Origin of the sequence: Serratia grimesii (genome assembly GCF_900186025.1) — a bacterium.
Lineage (GTDB): Bacteria > Pseudomonadota > Gammaproteobacteria > Enterobacterales > Enterobacteriaceae > Serratia > Serratia grimesii.
On the sequence record NZ_LT883155.1, the window covers coordinates 1,612,076 to 1,629,113 of the forward strand.

At 53.8% G+C, this 17,038-nt stretch carries 15 protein-coding genes; 12 read left to right on the plus strand and 3 right to left on the minus strand.

Translation table 11 applies throughout. From position 1 onward, the window contains the following. Genes SGBXF1_RS07585 through SGBXF1_RS07605 form a run of 5 tightly spaced genes read left to right on the plus strand, consistent with a single transcriptional unit; the run spans position 1 to position 5,586 of the window. Positions 1-1,878 carry a dipeptide ABC transporter ATP-binding protein gene (locus SGBXF1_RS07585; RefSeq protein WP_186428096.1) on the plus strand — a complete coding sequence of 626 codons (1,878 nt, stop codon included), beginning with the start codon at positions 1-3 and terminating at the stop codon, positions 1,876-1,878. A gap of 23 nt (positions 1,879-1,901) precedes the next feature. Next, positions 1,902-3,440: a glutathione ABC transporter substrate-binding protein GsiB gene (gene gsiB, locus SGBXF1_RS07590; RefSeq protein ID WP_186428097.1), complete on the plus strand. Its 1,539-nt coding sequence runs from the start codon at positions 1,902-1,904 to the stop codon at positions 3,438-3,440. 50 nt (positions 3,441-3,490) lie between these two features. Beyond that, complete coding sequence (gene gsiC, locus SGBXF1_RS07595; protein ID WP_130379846.1) at positions 3,491-4,411, plus strand: glutathione ABC transporter permease GsiC; 921 nt, start codon at positions 3,491-3,493, stop codon at positions 4,409-4,411. Between the two features lie 9 nt (positions 4,412-4,420). Beyond that, a complete protein-coding gene (gene gsiD, locus SGBXF1_RS07600) occupies positions 4,421-5,329 on the plus strand; it encodes a glutathione ABC transporter permease GsiD (protein WP_186428098.1) in 909 nt (302 codons plus the stop codon). A gap of 26 nt (positions 5,330-5,355) precedes the next feature. Next, positions 5,356-5,586, plus strand: a complete 231-nt coding sequence (locus SGBXF1_RS07605; RefSeq protein ID WP_037420231.1) for a hypothetical protein — start codon at positions 5,356-5,358, stop codon at positions 5,584-5,586. 46 nt (positions 5,587-5,632) lie between these two features. Here the strand turns inward: SGBXF1_RS07605 and fghA are convergent, their stop codons facing one another. The 3 genes from fghA to ptrR form a co-directional block, all read right to left on the minus strand. After that, positions 5,633-6,475, minus strand: a complete 843-nt coding sequence (gene fghA, locus SGBXF1_RS07610) for an S-formylglutathione hydrolase (protein ID WP_061807076.1) — start codon at positions 6,473-6,475, stop codon at positions 5,633-5,635. 14 nt (positions 6,476-6,489) lie between these two features. After that, positions 6,490-7,617 carry an S-(hydroxymethyl)glutathione dehydrogenase/class III alcohol dehydrogenase gene (locus SGBXF1_RS07615; protein ID WP_037420225.1) on the minus strand — a complete coding sequence of 376 codons (1,128 nt, stop codon included), beginning with the start codon at positions 7,615-7,617 and terminating at the stop codon, positions 6,490-6,492. A 153-nt stretch (positions 7,618-7,770) separates the two neighbouring features. After that, positions 7,771-8,688, minus strand: a complete 918-nt coding sequence (ptrR, locus tag SGBXF1_RS07620) for a putrescine utilization regulator PtrR (protein ID WP_186428099.1) — start codon at positions 8,686-8,688, stop codon at positions 7,771-7,773. 107 nt (positions 8,689-8,795) lie between these two features. On the opposite strand from ptrR, the gene SGBXF1_RS07625 reads away from it, so the two are divergent. From SGBXF1_RS07625 to mglB, 7 genes are all read left to right on the plus strand, one after another. After that, positions 8,796-9,953 (plus strand): YbfB/YjiJ family MFS transporter, encoded by a 1,158-nt coding sequence (locus tag SGBXF1_RS07625; protein WP_037420218.1) that lies wholly within the window; start codon positions 8,796-8,798, stop codon positions 9,951-9,953. Positions 9,954-10,442: 489 nt separating this feature from the next. Next, on the plus strand, positions 10,443-11,267 hold the full coding sequence (locus tag SGBXF1_RS07630) for an acid phosphatase (protein WP_061807079.1): 825 nt from the start codon (positions 10,443-10,445) through the stop codon (positions 11,265-11,267). 26 nt (positions 11,268-11,293) lie between these two features. Then, positions 11,294-12,058 carry a hypothetical protein gene (locus SGBXF1_RS07635; RefSeq protein WP_202819437.1) on the plus strand — a complete coding sequence of 255 codons (765 nt, stop codon included), beginning with the start codon at positions 11,294-11,296 and terminating at the stop codon, positions 12,056-12,058. 439 nt (positions 12,059-12,497) lie between these two features. Further along, positions 12,498-13,163, plus strand: coding sequence for a GTP cyclohydrolase I FolE (folE, locus tag SGBXF1_RS07640; RefSeq protein WP_012005993.1), 666 nt, complete (start codon positions 12,498-12,500; stop codon positions 13,161-13,163). A 70-nt stretch (positions 13,164-13,233) separates the two neighbouring features. Then, positions 13,234-14,415 (plus strand): DUF418 domain-containing protein YeiB, encoded by a 1,182-nt coding sequence (yeiB, locus tag SGBXF1_RS07645; RefSeq protein WP_272947694.1) that lies wholly within the window; start codon positions 13,234-13,236, stop codon positions 14,413-14,415. A 129-nt stretch (positions 14,416-14,544) separates the two neighbouring features. After that, complete coding sequence (galS, locus tag SGBXF1_RS07650) at positions 14,545-15,582, plus strand: HTH-type transcriptional regulator GalS (protein ID WP_186428101.1); 1,038 nt, start codon at positions 14,545-14,547, stop codon at positions 15,580-15,582. Positions 15,583-15,836: 254 nt separating this feature from the next. Beyond that, positions 15,837-16,829, plus strand: coding sequence for a galactose/glucose ABC transporter substrate-binding protein MglB (gene mglB, locus SGBXF1_RS07655; RefSeq protein ID WP_037420206.1), 993 nt, complete (start codon positions 15,837-15,839; stop codon positions 16,827-16,829). Positions 16,830-17,038: the final 209 nt, after the last annotated feature.

Below are 17,038 nucleotides of genomic sequence, written 5' to 3' on the forward strand. Positions count from 1 at the left end.
ATGACCGAGACCTTGATGCCACCAGCGGCCGACAGTGGGCTAGTGCTGCCACCACAGCGTGTACTGTCGGTGCGTGATCTGAGTATTCATTTTAGCCAACAAGGCGACACCGTAGAAGCGGTACGTCACCTGTCATTTGATGTTGATCGCGGTGAAACGCTGGCGATAGTCGGTGAGTCCGGTTCAGGAAAATCTGTCACTTCTCTGGCATTGATGCGCCTGGTCGAACAGGGCGGGGGGCAAATCGTCAGTGGTGCTATGCCATTTCGGCGGCGTAACGGTGAAGTGCTGGATCTGGTCCGTGCGCGTCAGGGTACGCTGCGCACGGTACGCGGTGCCGATATGGCGATGATTTTTCAAGAGCCCATGACCTCGCTGAATCCGGTATTCCCGGTAGGTGAACAGATCGCCGAGTCTTTGCGCCTGCATCAGGCAATGGATCACCGTACCGCAAAACATGCCGCTTTACAGATGCTCGATCTGGTACGAATCCCTGAAGCCAAAGACGTGCTTAACCGCTATCCGCATCAGCTTTCCGGCGGTATGCGCCAGCGAGTGATGATCGCGATGGCGTTATCTTGCAAACCTGCATTGTTAATCGCCGACGAGCCGACTACCGCGCTGGACGTTACCATCCAGGCGCAGATCCTGCAGCTCATCCGAGTGCTTCAGCAGGAAATGCAGATGGGGGTGATTTTCATCACTCACGACATGGGTGTGGTGGCGGAAATTGCCGATCGGGTACTGGTGATGCGTCAAGGGGAAAGCGTCGAACAGGGGGCCGTGAGAGAACTGTTTACTGCCCCACAACAGCCTTATACCCAGGCATTGCTGGCCGCGGTACCGAGGCTCGGTTCAATGGCGACCCAAGACTTTCCAGCCAAATTTCCGTTGCCAAAGGGGACGGAAAATGGCGGGCCGCAGGATACCGTTCCGCCCGGTGTGGCACCGATCCTACAGGTAGAAAACCTGGTCACCCGCTTTGATCTGCGCAGCGGCATTTTGAACCGTGTTACCCGCCGGGTACACGCGGTGGAAAATGTCAGCTTTGAACTTTATCCCGGAGAAACGCTGGGTTTGGTGGGGGAGTCAGGTTGCGGTAAGTCTACTACCGGCCGTTCGCTGCTCAAGCTGGTGGACAGCCAGCGCGGCACCATCACCTTTGACGGCCGCCAAATTAATCAGTTGAAAGGCCCGGCATTGCAGCACCTGCGGCGGGATATTCAGTTTATCTTTCAGGATCCTTACGCCTCGCTCGATCCACGTTTGACCGTCGGTTTCTCGATTATGGAACCCTTGTTGGTGCATAACGTGATGCGCGGTAAGGCAGCACAAGAAAGGGTGGCCTGGTTGCTGGAACGCGTCGGGTTGAAGCCGGAACACGCTCGCCGCTACCCGCATGAATTCTCTGGCGGGCAGCGGCAGCGTATCTGCATTGCACGCGCGTTGGCACTCAATCCTAAAGTCGTGATTGCCGACGAGTCAGTATCGGCACTCGATGTGTCGATTCAGGCGCAGATCGTCAACCTGTTGCTCGATTTACAGCGTGAATTTGGCATCGCCTTTTTGTTTATTTCCCATGATATGGCCGTGGTGGAGCGTATTAGCCATCGCGTTGCGGTGATGTACCTTGGACAAATCGTTGAAATCGGCCCACGTCGTGCGGTGTTTAATAATCCCCAGCATGCCTACACGCGCAAGCTGATGGCGGCAGTGCCGGTGGCCGATCCGGCCCATGCTCACAGACGCCAGCCGTTGTTGGTAGATGAAATCCCCAGCCCGATCCGCGCATTGGGTGATGAACCCGTTACCGCACCGCTGGTGCAGGTTGGCCCCGGGCACTTTGTTGCCCGTCACCCGATCGCCGGTGCCTTTTAGTGACCTCAGGAGAAGCAAGCACCATGAAGCACACATTCAAACGTAAGGCATTAGCGGCCGTTGTGCTGCTGGCGGCGGTGGGCGTAGGCCCAGCTTGGGCTGCAAAGGATGCGGTGATCGCCGTCGCGTCCAACTTCACCACACTTGATCCGTATGATGCCAATGACACGTTGTCACAGGCGGTGGCCAAATCCTTCTATCAGGGCCTGTTCGGTTTCGACAAGGACATGAAGCTGGTGAACGTGCTGGCAGACAGCTATGAGGTGAGTCCGGATGGCCTGACTTACACCGTCAAACTGCATCCGGGGGTGAAATTCCATGACGGTACTGACTTTAACGCCGAAGCGGTGAAGGTGAACCTGGATCGTGCCAGTAACCCGGACAATCATCTCAAACGCTACAACCTGTTCAAGATGATCGACAAAACCGAGGTGGTGGATGCCACTACAGTGAAGATCGTGCTGAAAGCGCCGTTCTCCGCGTTTATCAACAATCTGGCGCACCCGGCTGCGGTGATCATTTCCCCGGCGGCACTGAAACAATACGGTAAAGAGATCGGTTTCCATCCGGTCGGCACCGGCCCTTATCAGTTCGTGACCTGGAACCAGACCGATTTTGTTAAGGTGAAGAAGTTTGATGGCTACTGGAAACCGGGGCTACCGAAGCTCGACAGCATCACCTGGCGACCGATAGTGGACAACAACACTCGAGCAGCGATGTTGCAAACCGGTGAGGCGACCTTTGCCTTCCCGATCCCTTATGAGCAGGCCAAGGTGCTGGAAGGCAATACCAAGCTTGATCTGGTGGCAGCGCCCTCGATCCTGCAGCGTTATATCAGCCTGAATGTGACTCAAAAACCTTTTGATAATCTGAAGGTACGTCAGGCGCTAAACTACGCCATCAACAAAGATGCGTTGATCAAAGTGGCGTTCTCCGGTTACGCGGTACCGGCAGAAGGCCCGGTGCCACCGGCAATCGACTTTGCTACCCGTTACAAACCATGGCCGTACGATCCAGCCAAGGCACGCGAACTGCTGAAAGAGGCTGGCTATCCGAACGGTTTCACGACCACATTGTGGTCTTCTCATAACCACAGCACTGCGCAAAAAGTACTGCAGTTTGCTCAGCAACAGTTGGCGCAGGTTGGGGTGAAAGTGACGGTAACCGCGATGGATGCCGGCCAGCGCGCAGCGCAGGTAGAAAGTGTTGGGGTGAAAGACACCGGCGTACGCATGTTCTATACCGGCTGGTCTGCGTCAACCGGTGAGGCGGATTGGGCACTGTCGCCGTTGTTCTCTACCCAGGCCGCACCGCCTAAGCAGTTCAACACGGCGTTCTACAGCAATCCGCAGGTGGATCAGGATCTGACCAGCGCGCTGGCAACCACCGATCGTGCCGAAAAGCAAAAGCTGTACAAGGACGCGCAGGATCGTATTTGGGCTGACGCACCGTGGATCTTCCTGGCGACAGAACGTCTGCTGTCGGCCAATAACAAACAGTTGAGTGGTTTCTATGTGATGCCAGATACCTCGTTCAACTTTGACAATGCCGACCTTAAATAAGGCACCCATCCCCGCTCTCGTTGAGGGCGGGGTGAGGGGACTCACGCGAGATGCTTAATTATTTTCTGAAACGACTTCTGGGCCTGATCCCGACGCTACTGATTGTTGCGGTGCTGGTGTTTCTGTTCGTCCATATGTTGCCTGGTGACCCGGCGCGATTGGCAGCAGGGCCGGAGGCCGACGACGCGGTGGTGCAATTGGTCCGTAAGGATTTGGGGCTGGATAAGCCATTACCTCAACAGTTTGTACACTTTTTTGTCAATGCGTTGCAGGGGGATTTCGGTACCTCGATGGTATCCAAGCGCCCAGTGAGCGAAGAAATCGGTTCGCGTTTTCTGCCGACTTTGTGGCTGACCCTGACCAGCATGCTATGGGCGACGATCTTCGGTATGGGGATTGGCATGGTCTCCGCGGTGTGGCGTAACCGATGGCCCGATCGTCTTGGTATGACGCTGGCTGTCTCTGGGATTTCATTCCCTGCGTTTGCACTCGGCATGCTGCTGATGCAGGTGTTTTCCGTCAATCTGGGTTGGTTGCCGACGGTGGGTGCCGACAGCTGGCGGCACTATATTTTGCCTTCCATCACGTTGGGCGCCGCAGTGGCAGCGGTGATGGCGCGGTTTACCCGTGCTTCATTCGTGGAAGTGTTGCAAGAGGATTATATGCGCACTGCACGGGCCAAGGGGGTACGGGAAACCATGGTGGTGGTCAAGCATGGGATGCGCAATGCGATGATCCCGGTGGTCACCATGATGGGGCTACAGTTTGGCTTTTTGCTCGGCGGTTCTATCGTCGTGGAGAAAGTATTCAACTGGCCGGGTCTGGGCAGGCTGTTGGTCGACTCGGTGGAGATGCGTGATTATCCGGTGATCCAAGCCGAAGTTTTGCTGTTTTCGTTGGAGTTTATTTTGATTAACTTGTTGGTGGATCTGCTGTACGCGGCAATTAACCCGGCGATACGCTACAAATGAGGACGCTGGATGATTAAGCATTGGCGACGTAATGCCGTACTGAAAGCGATACCGACGATAGATTCTAACGCGGTGCGTACGCCATGGCATGAATTCTGGCGGCGTTTCCGGCAACAACGCGTGGCGCTGTTGGCCGGCGTGTTGGTGTTGCTGCTGGCGGTAGCTGCATTGCTGGCTCCTTATCTGGTGCCCTTTGACGCGGAAAACTACTTTGATTACGACCGATTGAACGAGGGCCCTTCGTTAGTGCATTGGCTGGGTGTGGATTCCCTGGGGCGAGATATTTTTAGCCGTATTCTGATGGGGGCACGTATCTCGCTGGCTGCCGGAGTATTCTCAGTGCTGGTCGGCGGAGTTATTGGCACGCTATTGGGGCTGCTGGCGGGTTACTACGAAGGCTGGTGGGATCGCATCACTATGCGCATTTGCGATGTGCTGTTTGCTTTTCCCGGCATTTTGCTGGCAATCGGCGTGGTGGCGATTATGGGCAGCGGCATGGCGAATGTGATCATTGCGGTGGCCATTTTCAGCATCCCGGCGTTTGCCCGGCTGGTACGAGGCAATACGCTGGTGTTGAAGCACCTGACCTATATAGAGTCGGCACGCAGCATTGGTGCGTCTGACAGGACCATTATCATGCGACATATACTGCCTGGGACGATTTCGTCGATCGTGGTCTATTTTACCATGCGTATAGGGACTTCAATCATTACCGCCGCCAGCCTGTCATTCCTTGGCCTGGGGGCGCAACCTCCGACGCCAGAATGGGGGGCGATGCTTAATGAAGCGCGAGCGGATATGGTGATTGCACCACACGTGGCGATTTTCCCCAGTCTGGCTATATTTATCACCGTGTTGGCGTTCAACCTGCTGGGTGATGGGCTACGCGACGCGCTGGATCCGAAGGTAAAAGGGTAATTTTATGTTGTCAAAAGGGATTAATGATGAGTAATAAAACCCAAAGAAATAACGCACTGGTCGCCATGATCAGTGTTTGGGGTGGGCAAATTTTGGTGCACCGGTCGTCATTATTGATAGCGCAACCCTGTACCCGCTATGTCGATGTTATCATTGGTGTGCTGATATTTTTCGGCATCTGGAAAGTTTGCAATCTGGTGCAAGCCTTCTACCGTTGGTTCAACGGTATCGAGAAGGTTTCTTCTCATCCCGAGTAAGGGATTTGGCAGTTATACACCGCCAACCCCCTTTATTTAGACTTATTCAGCGGAACAGATGTTCGGCGTGGAAACGCAAATGGTCTTCAATAAAACTGGCGATGGTAAAATAGCTGTGATCGTAACCCGGCTGGATGCGCAAGGTCAGCGGCCAGTCGCGTTGACGTGCCAGTTCGGCCAGCTTCGCCGGTTGTAGTTGATCGGCCAGGAATTGATCGTCATCCCCTTGATCTACCAGCACCGGCATTTTTTCTGCACCGCTCGCCAGCAGGTGGCAACTGTCATATTGCAGCCACTGACTTTCGTCATCACCCAAATAGGTGCTGAAGGCTTTACGCCCCCATGGCACCTGGCAGGGGTTAACGATCGGCGCGAATGCCGATACCGAACGGAAGCGCTGTGGATTGCGCAGCGCCATCACCAGTGCGCCGTGTCCCCCCATTGAGTGACCGAAAATCGACTGACGATCACTAACGCTGAAATGCTGATGAATCAACGCCGGCAGTTCATCGCTGATGTAGTCGTACATACGGAAGTGTTTGTCCCAAGGAGCCTGGGTGGCATTCAAATAGAAACCGGCTCCCTGGCCCAGATCGTACCCTTCATCATTGGGGACATCATCGCCGCGTGGACTGGTATCAGCCATCACCAGTACCAGCCCCAGTTCAGCCGCAATGCGTTGTGCGCCAGCCTTCAACGTGAAGTTTTCATCATTGCAGGTCAGCCCCGACAGCCAGTACAGAACTGGCGGCGGGTTATCATCGCGCGGTGGTGGCAGATAGATGCTGAAAGTCATGTTGCAATTCAGGCTCTGCGCCGCATGGCGGTAGCGCTGTTGCCAGCCGCCGAACATACGATGCTCTTCGAGAAGTTCTAATGACAAAGTCATCTCTGCCTCCTGGCTTATTTTTTATCGAAGTGAATAACGGAACGGATAGATTTGCCTTCGTGCATCAAATCGAACGCCTCGTTAATCTGCTCGAGTCCCATGGTGTGGGTGATAAAGTCATTCAGAGCGAACTCGCCGTCCATATAGCGTTGGACGATACCTGGCAGTTGCGAACGGCCCTTCACGCCGCCAAAGGCGGAACCGCGCCACACGCGGCCGGTCACCAGTTGGAACGGACGGGTAGAGATCTCTTGACCAGCCCCGGCGACACCGATAATCACGGATTCGCCCCAGCCTTTATGACAGCATTCCAACGCTGAACGCATCACGTTAACGTTGCCGATACACTCGAAGGAGAAATCAACGCCGCCGTCGGTCAGTTCGACGATCACGTCCTGAATTGGCTTATCGTAATCTTTCGGGTTGATCAGATCGGTAGCGCCCAATTTGCGTGCCAAATCGAACTTGCTGGTGTTGATATCAATACCGATGATACGGCCTGCACCAGCCATCTGTGCACCGATGATTGCCGACAGGCCGATGCCCCCGAGGCCAAAGATGGCAACGGTATCGCCTTTCTGCACTTTGGCAGTATTGATCACTGCGCCCATACCGGTGGTGACGCCGCAACCCAGCAGGCAGACTTCTTCCAGTGGGGCCTCTTTGCTGATTTTTGCCAGTGAGATTTCCGGCACCACGGTGTATTCGGAGAACGTGGAAGTGCCCATGTAGTGGAAGATGGGCTTGCCGTCTTTGAAGAAGCGCGTTGTACCGTCCGGCATCAGGCCCTTACCCTGTGTGGTACGGATCGCCTGGCAAAGGTTGGTTTTGCCGGATTTACAGAATTTGCACTCACCACATTCTGGGGTGTACAGCGGGATCACATGATCGCCGACGGCTACGCTGGTGACACCTTCACCGATGGCTTCTACCACGCCACCGCCTTCATGGCCGAGGATCGCCGGGAACACGCCTTCGGGATCTGCACCTGACAGAGTGTAGGCATCGGTGTGGCAGACGCCGGTGGCGACGATCCGCACCAATACTTCGCCTTTTTGCGGTGGCATCAGATCGACTTCTTCAATCTTCAACGGCTGGTTCGGGCCCCAGGCAACGGCGGCACGGGTTTTGATCATTTTCATCATAGTCTCCAGTGGTCTACCCTTCTTACTTGATGCTGCGACATCGTTGGCGACATGAACTCACCTCCAATTCACTGACGTTAATCACGTTCTTGGGGATTCATACACTTGTCGTCTGACTGCAACGCCAATTAATCAGGGTCTATATTTTTATCAGGCTATGCCAGTAACACCCGATGAAACAGGGTCTGTGTTTTCAACAATAGCGATTTCGGTTTGTTCAATAATTAATTCTTTCAGAGCGCGGACATTCGGGCCAAAGGCATCCCGTCGCCATAACAACCATGTGGCGGTTTGGGCAATATCATCCGGCAGGCTATGTACTTTTACGCGTTCATGACCCGGTAGCAGGCTGAGTACAGAATGGGGGATCATCGCCAATCCGGCGCCGCTGGCAACGCAGGCCAGCATCGCGTGGTAGGACTGGATTTCCATGACTTGGCCTGGCAGCACACCTTCGCGCTTGAACCAGGATTCTAACCGCAGGCGATAAGAGCAACTGGCGCGGAAGGCGAACAACGTTTCACCCTTGGCGTCTTTGGCGTTATTGATCGGCAGGTGATCGAGGCAGGAGATCACCACCATACGTTCGGGAAAGGCGATACAGCCGTTGAGTTCGTCGTATTGAACCGGCCCGTCGACCAACGCTGCTGCCAGCGTACCGGCGCGCACGCGTTCCGTGATTTCGCCAGAGGTTCCGGTGGTCAGCGACAGAGACACCTGCGAGAAACGCTGGTGATATGCCGCCAGCAATTTGGGCAGACGGGTGGCTGCCGTGCTTTCCATTGAACCAATGGCGAAGTTGCCTGCTGGTTCACCGGCGTGGGTGATGCTCATGGCTTCTTCGCTCAGCGCCAGGATGCGATGGGCGTAACAGAGAAAATTATGACCCATTGGTGAGAGCCGCAGGCGTTGTTTTTCGCGGATAAACAGATCGGTACCCAGTTCCACTTCGAGCTGACGCAGGCGCGTGGTCAGGTTCGACGGCACACGGTGCAATTGCTCAGCGGCACGGGCGACAGAGCCAGTTTCGGCAACGCTGCAGAACATTCGGAGCTGGGTCAGATCCATGATCTTCTCTTTTCGTGATGAACTTGATGAGTATTATTCAGTTTTTGTAAGTGTAATGCTGCGGCATGATACTGGCAACTTTCTTTTAACAGTTTGGATAACTCAACATGGCCATAAGAATTGCCCTGAGCGGTTTTATTGCGTTGATCGTCGCTATGGGGATTGGCCGCTTTGCCTTCACCCCGCAGGTGCCGCTGATGATTGCCGAACACCAGTTCACCCTAACCGGTGCTGGGTTGGTGGCAGCCATCAACTATTTGGGATATTTGTGTGGAGCCTACGACGCTATGCGTGCCAGTCGGCATGTCGAACGTCGACTGTGGCTGGGCGTATGGGGTGCGGTGCTCTTGACGCTGCTTTCTGCGTGGGTGCAGGGGGAGTGGTGGCATGGTGCGGTGCGGTTTTTCATAGGTTGGGCCAGTGGTTGGTCGATGGTCTTGGTCGCGGCCTGGACCAACGAGCGGTTGGCACACTATGGCCGACCGGCGCTCAGTGCCGCGGTGTTTGCCGGCCCTGGGGCCGGGATTTTTATCAGCGGCATGCTGGCAGTAGGTATTCACAGTATGGCGCTGACAGCGTCACAAGCCTGGATGGTGTACGGTGTATTGGCACTGGTGTTGATTGGCGCAATCAGCATCAACCTGCCGAAGGCCGGTGAATTACATCGCCCGAATGTTGCACCAGAGCCGTTGCTGCTAACGCCGGCGCTGAAGCGTCTGGTATGGAGCTACAGTTTGGCAGGTTTTGGCTATATTCTGCCGGCAACATTCCTGTCGCAAATGGCAGCCGCGCGTTTTCCCGGCAGTGTCTTCGCACAATTTGTTTGGCCGATCTTCGGTGGGGCGGCAGTCCTGGGGATTATTCTCGGCATTCTAACCCGACACCGACTGACGACCCAGACGCGTTTGGCTATTACTCTGTGGGTACAGGCGTTGGGGGTATTGAGTGCGGAAATTGTACCGGGGGTTGCCGGGTTAGCGTTGGGGGCGTTGCTGACCGGTGGCGGTTTCCTCAGTGTGGTGCAGCTCTCAATTCAACATGGCCGTGAACTGGCGCCCAACCATGCACGTTACATGGCGGGTTTATTGACTACCGGTTATGCGATTGGTCAGTTAGTCGGCCCTACGTTGTCGGCATTATCAACCGCACTGACCCATCGTTTGGAGCCTGCATTATATGTTGCCGTTGTGGCTTTGATCGTGGCAGGTCTGCTGGTAGTGAATACGCCAGCGCGGGAGTTGGCTCGAAAACCGATGTCGTTATGATTCATGTAGACCACGTCAATTTCCCCACTGCGCTGGCAGTGGGGTTCAACAATCAATAAACTGTGCGCAAGGTACAGTAATGATAAATATCGTTAGTACATTATGTCATATCACAATATTTCATTGTTAATGAAAGCGGCGTTTTATTTCTACCTCTTTGGGATGGAGTGACTGTTTTTCTGTTAATTGAATTGACTACTATAGAAAGTAAAGGATACTCAGTAATTATCCTGATTAAAAATAATCTTATCTGGCTAATAATTAATTTTTGCAGGTGATTTCTTATTTTAATTAATATTATTTGTTTATTGTCATGACCAGTGGTAACCCATTTCTATCGGGGGGATTGGATTATTCATAACGCATTGTCCCTTCGAGATATTTTTAGTCACCATTTTCGTAAGTGCGATTAATTCAAAAAGTTATGATGATGCTAACCACTCTGGCTCAGGGGGGCATCTTCCGAGGCAATCAATAAGGATGAATATAATGATGATCTCCGGGTCTTTGCGTTACCGTTTGGTGCCGTTACTTTCTCTATTATGTACGACGTCTGTCTTTGCTACTCAAGAAGTAAAACCCAAGGTGACGGATCCGCATTTCAGTTTAGCCCCCGGTTATTTAGACTCAGCTGAGTTGCCGGCTCGTCTGGCGCTGCTTGGCGCACCGCCGACCCCAGATTCGGCAGCCTTTGCTCGTGATGAAGAAGCTCGTCGCGCTGCTCTTGCTTTACGGGGGACGATTCGCGAGAAACTGGCAGCAGAAGACGCCGAGCTGACTTTCCCGGCACCAGCCACCACCTTTTCCTGCGCACTCGGGGTGAATATCACCGAAAAGGACACTCCCCGTCTTTATACCCTGATGCGCCGTGTCCTGACTGATGCCGGTATTTCTACCTATAGTGCCAAGAACGCATTCAATCGCACCCGGCCATTTGTTATGCATAACGAAGGGACTTGCCGTAAAGATATGGAGGCTGTCTTGCGCCATGATGGCTCTTGGCCATCGGGTCACTCGGCTGCCGGTTGGGGTTGGGGGCTGGTGTTGGCGGAAATACAACCCAAGCGCGCCACTGAACTACTGGCCCGTGGTTTGGCCTTCGGTCAGAGTCGGGTGATTTGTGATGCTCACTGGCAGAGCGACGTGGATGCGGGGCGCATCATGGGAGCGGCCACCGTAGCGAGATTGCATGCAGAGCCGGCTTTCCTGGCCGATGTGGCTGCGGCCCGGGCGGAAGTCCAGGCAGCAGAAAAAAAGGGTCTGAAACCGACTCAGGATTGTGCGGCTGAACGCACCGCCTTGTTCTTGCGCTAATACTGATGAGGATAACGGGGATGGGCATGGCGTACAAAGCGAGTCTTTGTCTCGGTGTTTACCTGCTGCTGCCCGCAGCAACCAGCGCGGCGGGGGGATCTTCATCCGGAGCGCCGATGACGGCGGATGCGCAAGAGTGGCATTTTTCGGTAAGCCCTTATATCTGGGGGGCGGGGGTTGAAGGGGATGTGGGCCATAAAAGGACCGGTAAATCCCACGTGAAGTTAGATTTCTCAGATGTTGCCCGTAACCTTGACGTGGCGTTTATGGGGCTGATGGAAGCGAGAAAAGGGCCCTACAGTATCTTGGCGGATATCATGTATAGCGACTCAACCACGAAAACGGATCTGCCATCCAGCCGCTTGGATACGAAATCAAAAACGGCGTCTGGCTTTCTGGGGGCGGGATACACCTTACTTCAGGATGGAAAAAGTCATCTGGATGTTATTGCCGGCGGGCGAATATGGTACAGCAAAACCACGCTGGCTCTGCATGGTGGTGCTATTGACGGGACACAGAGAAGCGACAGTGCCACCTGGGTTGATGCGGTGGCCGGTATGCGTGGCCACTATGCTATGACCGAACACATATTCCTGACCGGATGGGGCACGGCTGGCGGGGGGCAGGCACGGTTCGACTGGGATATGGCGGGGCTGTTGGGATATCAGTTTGGTTCTACCGTTGCCGTGCTTGCAGGATATCGTGCAATGGGCGTGAATTATCAGCATGACGGGTTTGTCTATGACATGGTGCAGCAGGGACCGGTTATCGGCATGACCGTAGGATTCTGATTGCGGTGTGTCCGCCTGGTGATAATGGCTTCCTCTGAAACAGATTTGGCCGGCGGACAATTTTTGGCAATAGTACTGTTATGATCTTACGCATAGGTGAGGAAGCCCGGGAGATCTCATTGAATAGGTCGCATTTTTTCGCAAAGGCTAAATTTTGAGCGGAAGTTTAAACCGAGCCTTTTAACCGCGAAGGTGCTTTCCTCTCCCGCCGACAGGGTAACGCTGAAAAAACCACGGGCAGGAAAATGCGAATATTTCACCTGCTGATGAAGCACAATCACTGGATAATCGCCGCACTCTCATCTACAGTGGAGCCAAAATCTTGACCAGGTTCACGTTATTAACGACGTAAAGATCTGTTGTCAGGAGAGTACGCAATTCACCAGTTTGCTCGGTAAAGCAGCCGGATTGGCGAGTTCAAGTCCGTTGGAGAGATGAAATGACATCATTAAGTAAAGAAGCTGTACTGGTTCATGCTGCGCTTGAAGAGCGCGGTCTTGAAACACCGTTGCGTGGAGAAGTGCTGGATCGCGAGACACGTAAGCGTCGCATTAAAGAGCACATGACGGAAATCATGCAGCTGCTTAATCTCGATCTGTCCGACGATAGCCTGGCAGAAACCCCACACCGTATCGCCAAAATGTACGTTGATGAGATCTTCTCCGGTCTGGACTACGCCAACTTCCCGAAAATTACCGTCATCGAGAACAAGATGAAGGTAGACGAAATGGTCACTGTTCGCGACATTACCTTGACCAGTACGTGCGAACACCATTTTGTGACTATCGACGGTAAGGCGACAGTTGCCTATATTCCAAAAGATGCCGTTATCGGCTTGTCTAAAATCAACCGTATCGTGCAGTTTTTCTCCCAGCGACCACAGGTGCAAGAGCGTTTGACTCAGCAAATCCTGGTGGCTTTGCAAACCTTGCTGGGGACCAATAACGTGGCAGTATCGATTGATGCGGTCCATTATTGTGTTAAAGCGCGCGGTATCCGTGACGCGACCAGCGCCACTACCACCACCTCGTTGGGTGGGCTGTTCAAGTCCAGCCAGAACACTCGCCAGGAATTCCTGCGCGCGGTGCGTCATCATCAGGGGTGATGAGAGTTTGCTAAACAAGAACAGGCGCCTGCGGGCGCCTTTTTAATGACCGGAATACAGCGGTAAAATAATGAACAACGCTCCGATAACGCCGCTGCCGCGCATCGCCACTCTGGACTGTGTGCGCGGCATCGCCATCCTTGGCATTCTGCTGCTGAATATCAGCGCCTTTGGACTGCCGAAAGCGGCCTACCTTAATCCCGCTTACCTGGGGCTACCGTCGTCGCGCGATGCCTGGACCTGGGCGCTGTTGGATATTTTCGCTCAGGCCAAATTTCTGGCGATGTTTGCGCTGCTATTTGGTGCCGGTTTGCAGATGCTGCTTCGCCGCGGTAAAGGCTGGATACGGGCACGATTGTCTTGGTTGGTGCTCTTTGGCTTGGCACATGCCATCTTCCTCTGGGATGGCGACATTCTGTTGGCCTATGGCCTGATTGGTCTCGTGTGCTGGCGGATGATCCGCGATGCCAAAGAAACCTACCAATTGCTGAAAACGGGTGTGGTGTTGTACCTGATCGGTGTGGGGGTGTTGCTGCTGCTGGGTTTCATATCGCACGGTGAACCGGGCGGTTTTTGGCAGCCCGGTGTAGCAGAACTGCAGTATGAGAAGTTCTGGAAATTACAGGGGGGTATGGAGGCATGGCGCAGTCGTACAGATATGCTCTCTTCCAGCCTTTTGGCCATTGGCGCGCAATATGGCTGGGAGTTGGCGGGGCTGATGCTATTCGGTGCCGGATTGATGCGTAGCGGCTGGCTGCGTGGGACTTATTCACTGGGTTACTATCGTCGGCAGGCGGCTTGGCTGATACCGCTTTCATTGATGATCCAATTACCGGCAGTGGTATTGCAATGGCATCTTCACTGGGACTACCGCTGGAGCGGTTTTTTATTGCAGGTGCCACGTGAACTGGGGGCGCCCTTGCAGGCCATGGGATATCTGGCCTTGTGCTACGGTTTCTGGCCGACGTTGTCGCGTCTACGTATCGGTCATTGGCTGACGCAGGTCGGGCGTATGGCGTTGAGTAATTACCTGCTGCAAACGCTGATTTGCACCACGTTGTTCTACCGCTTTGGTTTGTACCAGCAATTTGACCGTCTGCAACTCTTGGCGTTTGTTCCCGCAGTTTGGTTGGCTAACCTGTTGTTTTCAAACTTGTGGTTGCGTTATTTTTCCCAAGGCCCAGTGGAGTGGCTATGGCGCAAATTGACCACTTTGGCTGCCGGCAAGACGGAGTCCAAGGCACTGAACTGAGATCTGGCGCAGGTAGGTTAAAAAAATGTATGTAAACGTTTTCTTTCCTGTGACGTAATTCACGCAGAGGAGGATGATAAACGGGGTAGGATAGCGCCACTGTCAACTACCCCGACCTCAGGATCTTTCATGACCTCTGTTCACCCAACCACCATTCGCGACGTGGCGAAGCGTGCGGGCGTGTCTGTGGCGACCGTCTCCCGTGTGCTCAACCACAGCGCCCTGACCAGCAAAGAAACGCGTGAACAGGTGCTGAAAGCGGTGGCCGAACTGGGTTATCGGCCCAATGCCAATGCACAAGCATTGGCGACGCAGAGCAGTGATACCCTCGGGGTTGTGGTGATGGATGTCTCCGATCCCTTTTTTGGCGCATTGGTGAAAGCGGTAGACACTGTCGCACAGCAACACCATAAATATCTGTTGATCGGCAACAGTTACCATCAGGCGGATAAAGAACGTCACGCCATTGAGGTGTTGCTCAGGCAGAGATGCAATGCCTTGATTGTTCATGCAAAAACCTTATGTGATGCAGAGTTGATCGGTTTTCTCGATCAGGTGCCAGGTATGGTATTGATCAACAGAATTATCGCCGGTTATGAGCATCGCTGCGTTGGTTTGGACAATGTCAGCGGCGCGGAGATGGCAATGCGTTTGTTGTTATCGCAGGGCCATCAGCGTATCGGCTATCTGGGCTCCAACCACCCCATTGAAGATGGTCCGTTACGCCAGCAAGGCTATACGCAGGCGATGGGGGCCGCAGGCCTCGCGACGCCAGACAATTGGCGCGCTTACGGTTCGCCGGACTTGCAGGGTGGGGAGTCTGCAATGATTGAGTTGCTGGGGCGTAATCTGCACTTGAGCGCAGTGTTTGCCTACAATGACGCCATGGCCGCCGGTGCCATGGCCGTGTTGAAAGAAAACGGTATCACCGTACCGCAAAATTTTTCGCTGGTGGGATTCGATGACATCCCTATCGCGCGTTATACCAGCCCCAAACTCACCACGGTACGCTATCCCATTGTTACCATGGCGACTTTGGCTACTGAACTGGCCCTGCGTGGTGCAGCAGGCCAGCTGGAGCCTCAGGCCCGTCATTTGTTCATGCCCACCTTGGTACGCCGCCATTCTGTCGCCCCTTGGCAAAGTGAGGCGGCGGTCACTCTCTGAACATTTAATCTTGTGTAACCGTTTTCAATCTGTGAGAAAATTCACAGATTATTAACATCACGCCGTCTATGCTCTAGACGTTTTCCAGCGCAAAGGCTCTTGCCGCTGCTGTTTTTAACTCGCGCTGTCAGCATATTTTCAGGAATAACATGATTCACGGATGACAGGGAAACTGCCAGGCCCGGTCGTGCACTTACCGCCGGTTACCTTTGGCTTAATACCGAGCAAGACCCTACATAAACCGGAGACACACAATGAATAAGAAGGTTTTCACCCTGGCCGCGACGGCCGCAGCCATGATGTTTGGCGCCGCAGCACATGCAGATACCCGTATTGGCGTCACTATTTATAAATATGATGACAACTTTATGTCGGTGGTACGCAAGGCGATTGAGAAAGACGCTAAAGCCTCTCCGGATGTCACTTTGCTGATGAATGACTCGCAGAATGACCAATCCAAACAGAACGATCAGATCGACGTGCTGATTGCCAAGGGTGTTAAAGCACTGGCGATCAACCTGGTGGACCCGGCCGCTGCCCCGGTAGTTATTGATAAGGCACGCGCAAACGATATCCCAATCGTGTTCTACAACAAAGAGCCTTCACGTAAAGCATTGGACAGCTATGACAAAGCTTATTACGTGGGGACCGACTCTAAAGAGTCCGGTGTGATCCAGGGCCAGTTGATTGAGAAACACTGGAAGGCTAACCCGAACTGGGATCTGAACAAAGATGGTCAGATTCAGTATGTGTTGCTGAAAGGTGAACCAGGTCATCCGGACGCTGAAGCTCGCACCACCTATGTGGTGAAAACGCTCAATGATGACGGCATTAAGACTCAGCAGCTGCAAATGGATACCGCAATGTGGGATACCGCACAGGCGAAAGACAAGATGGATGCCTGGCTGTCTGGCCCTAACGCCAACAAAATTGAAGTGGTTATCGCCAACAACGATGCAATGGCGATGGGTGCGGTAGAAGCGCTGAAAGCACATAACAAATCCAGCATTCCGGTATTCGGTGTGGATGCGTTACCTGAAGCGCTGGCGATGGTGAAATCCGGCGCGATGGCGGGAACAGTACTGAACGATGCCGACAATCAGGCTAAAGCCACTTTTGAATTGGCGAAAAACCTGGCTGCGGGCAAACCGGCTGCCGATGGCACCAAATATAAGATCGAAAATAAAGTGGTCCGTATTCCTTACGTTGGTGTTGATAAAGACAACCTGTCTCAGTTTGTTAAATAAGTTCTGAGATAACACACAATGCCCCCGCTTGTGGTGCGCTGACCGGCGCCAACACCAGGAAAGCTGCAGGCGGGGCATTTATGATTAATATCAAGTCCATACCCTATGAATTTCAAGTTACAGCAAGGCGGCCAGCACGCTCGGCCCAGGCGCTTACACAGATAAGTCACTGGGGGTGAGTGACAGGTCTGTCGGGAACAGATTTGAAC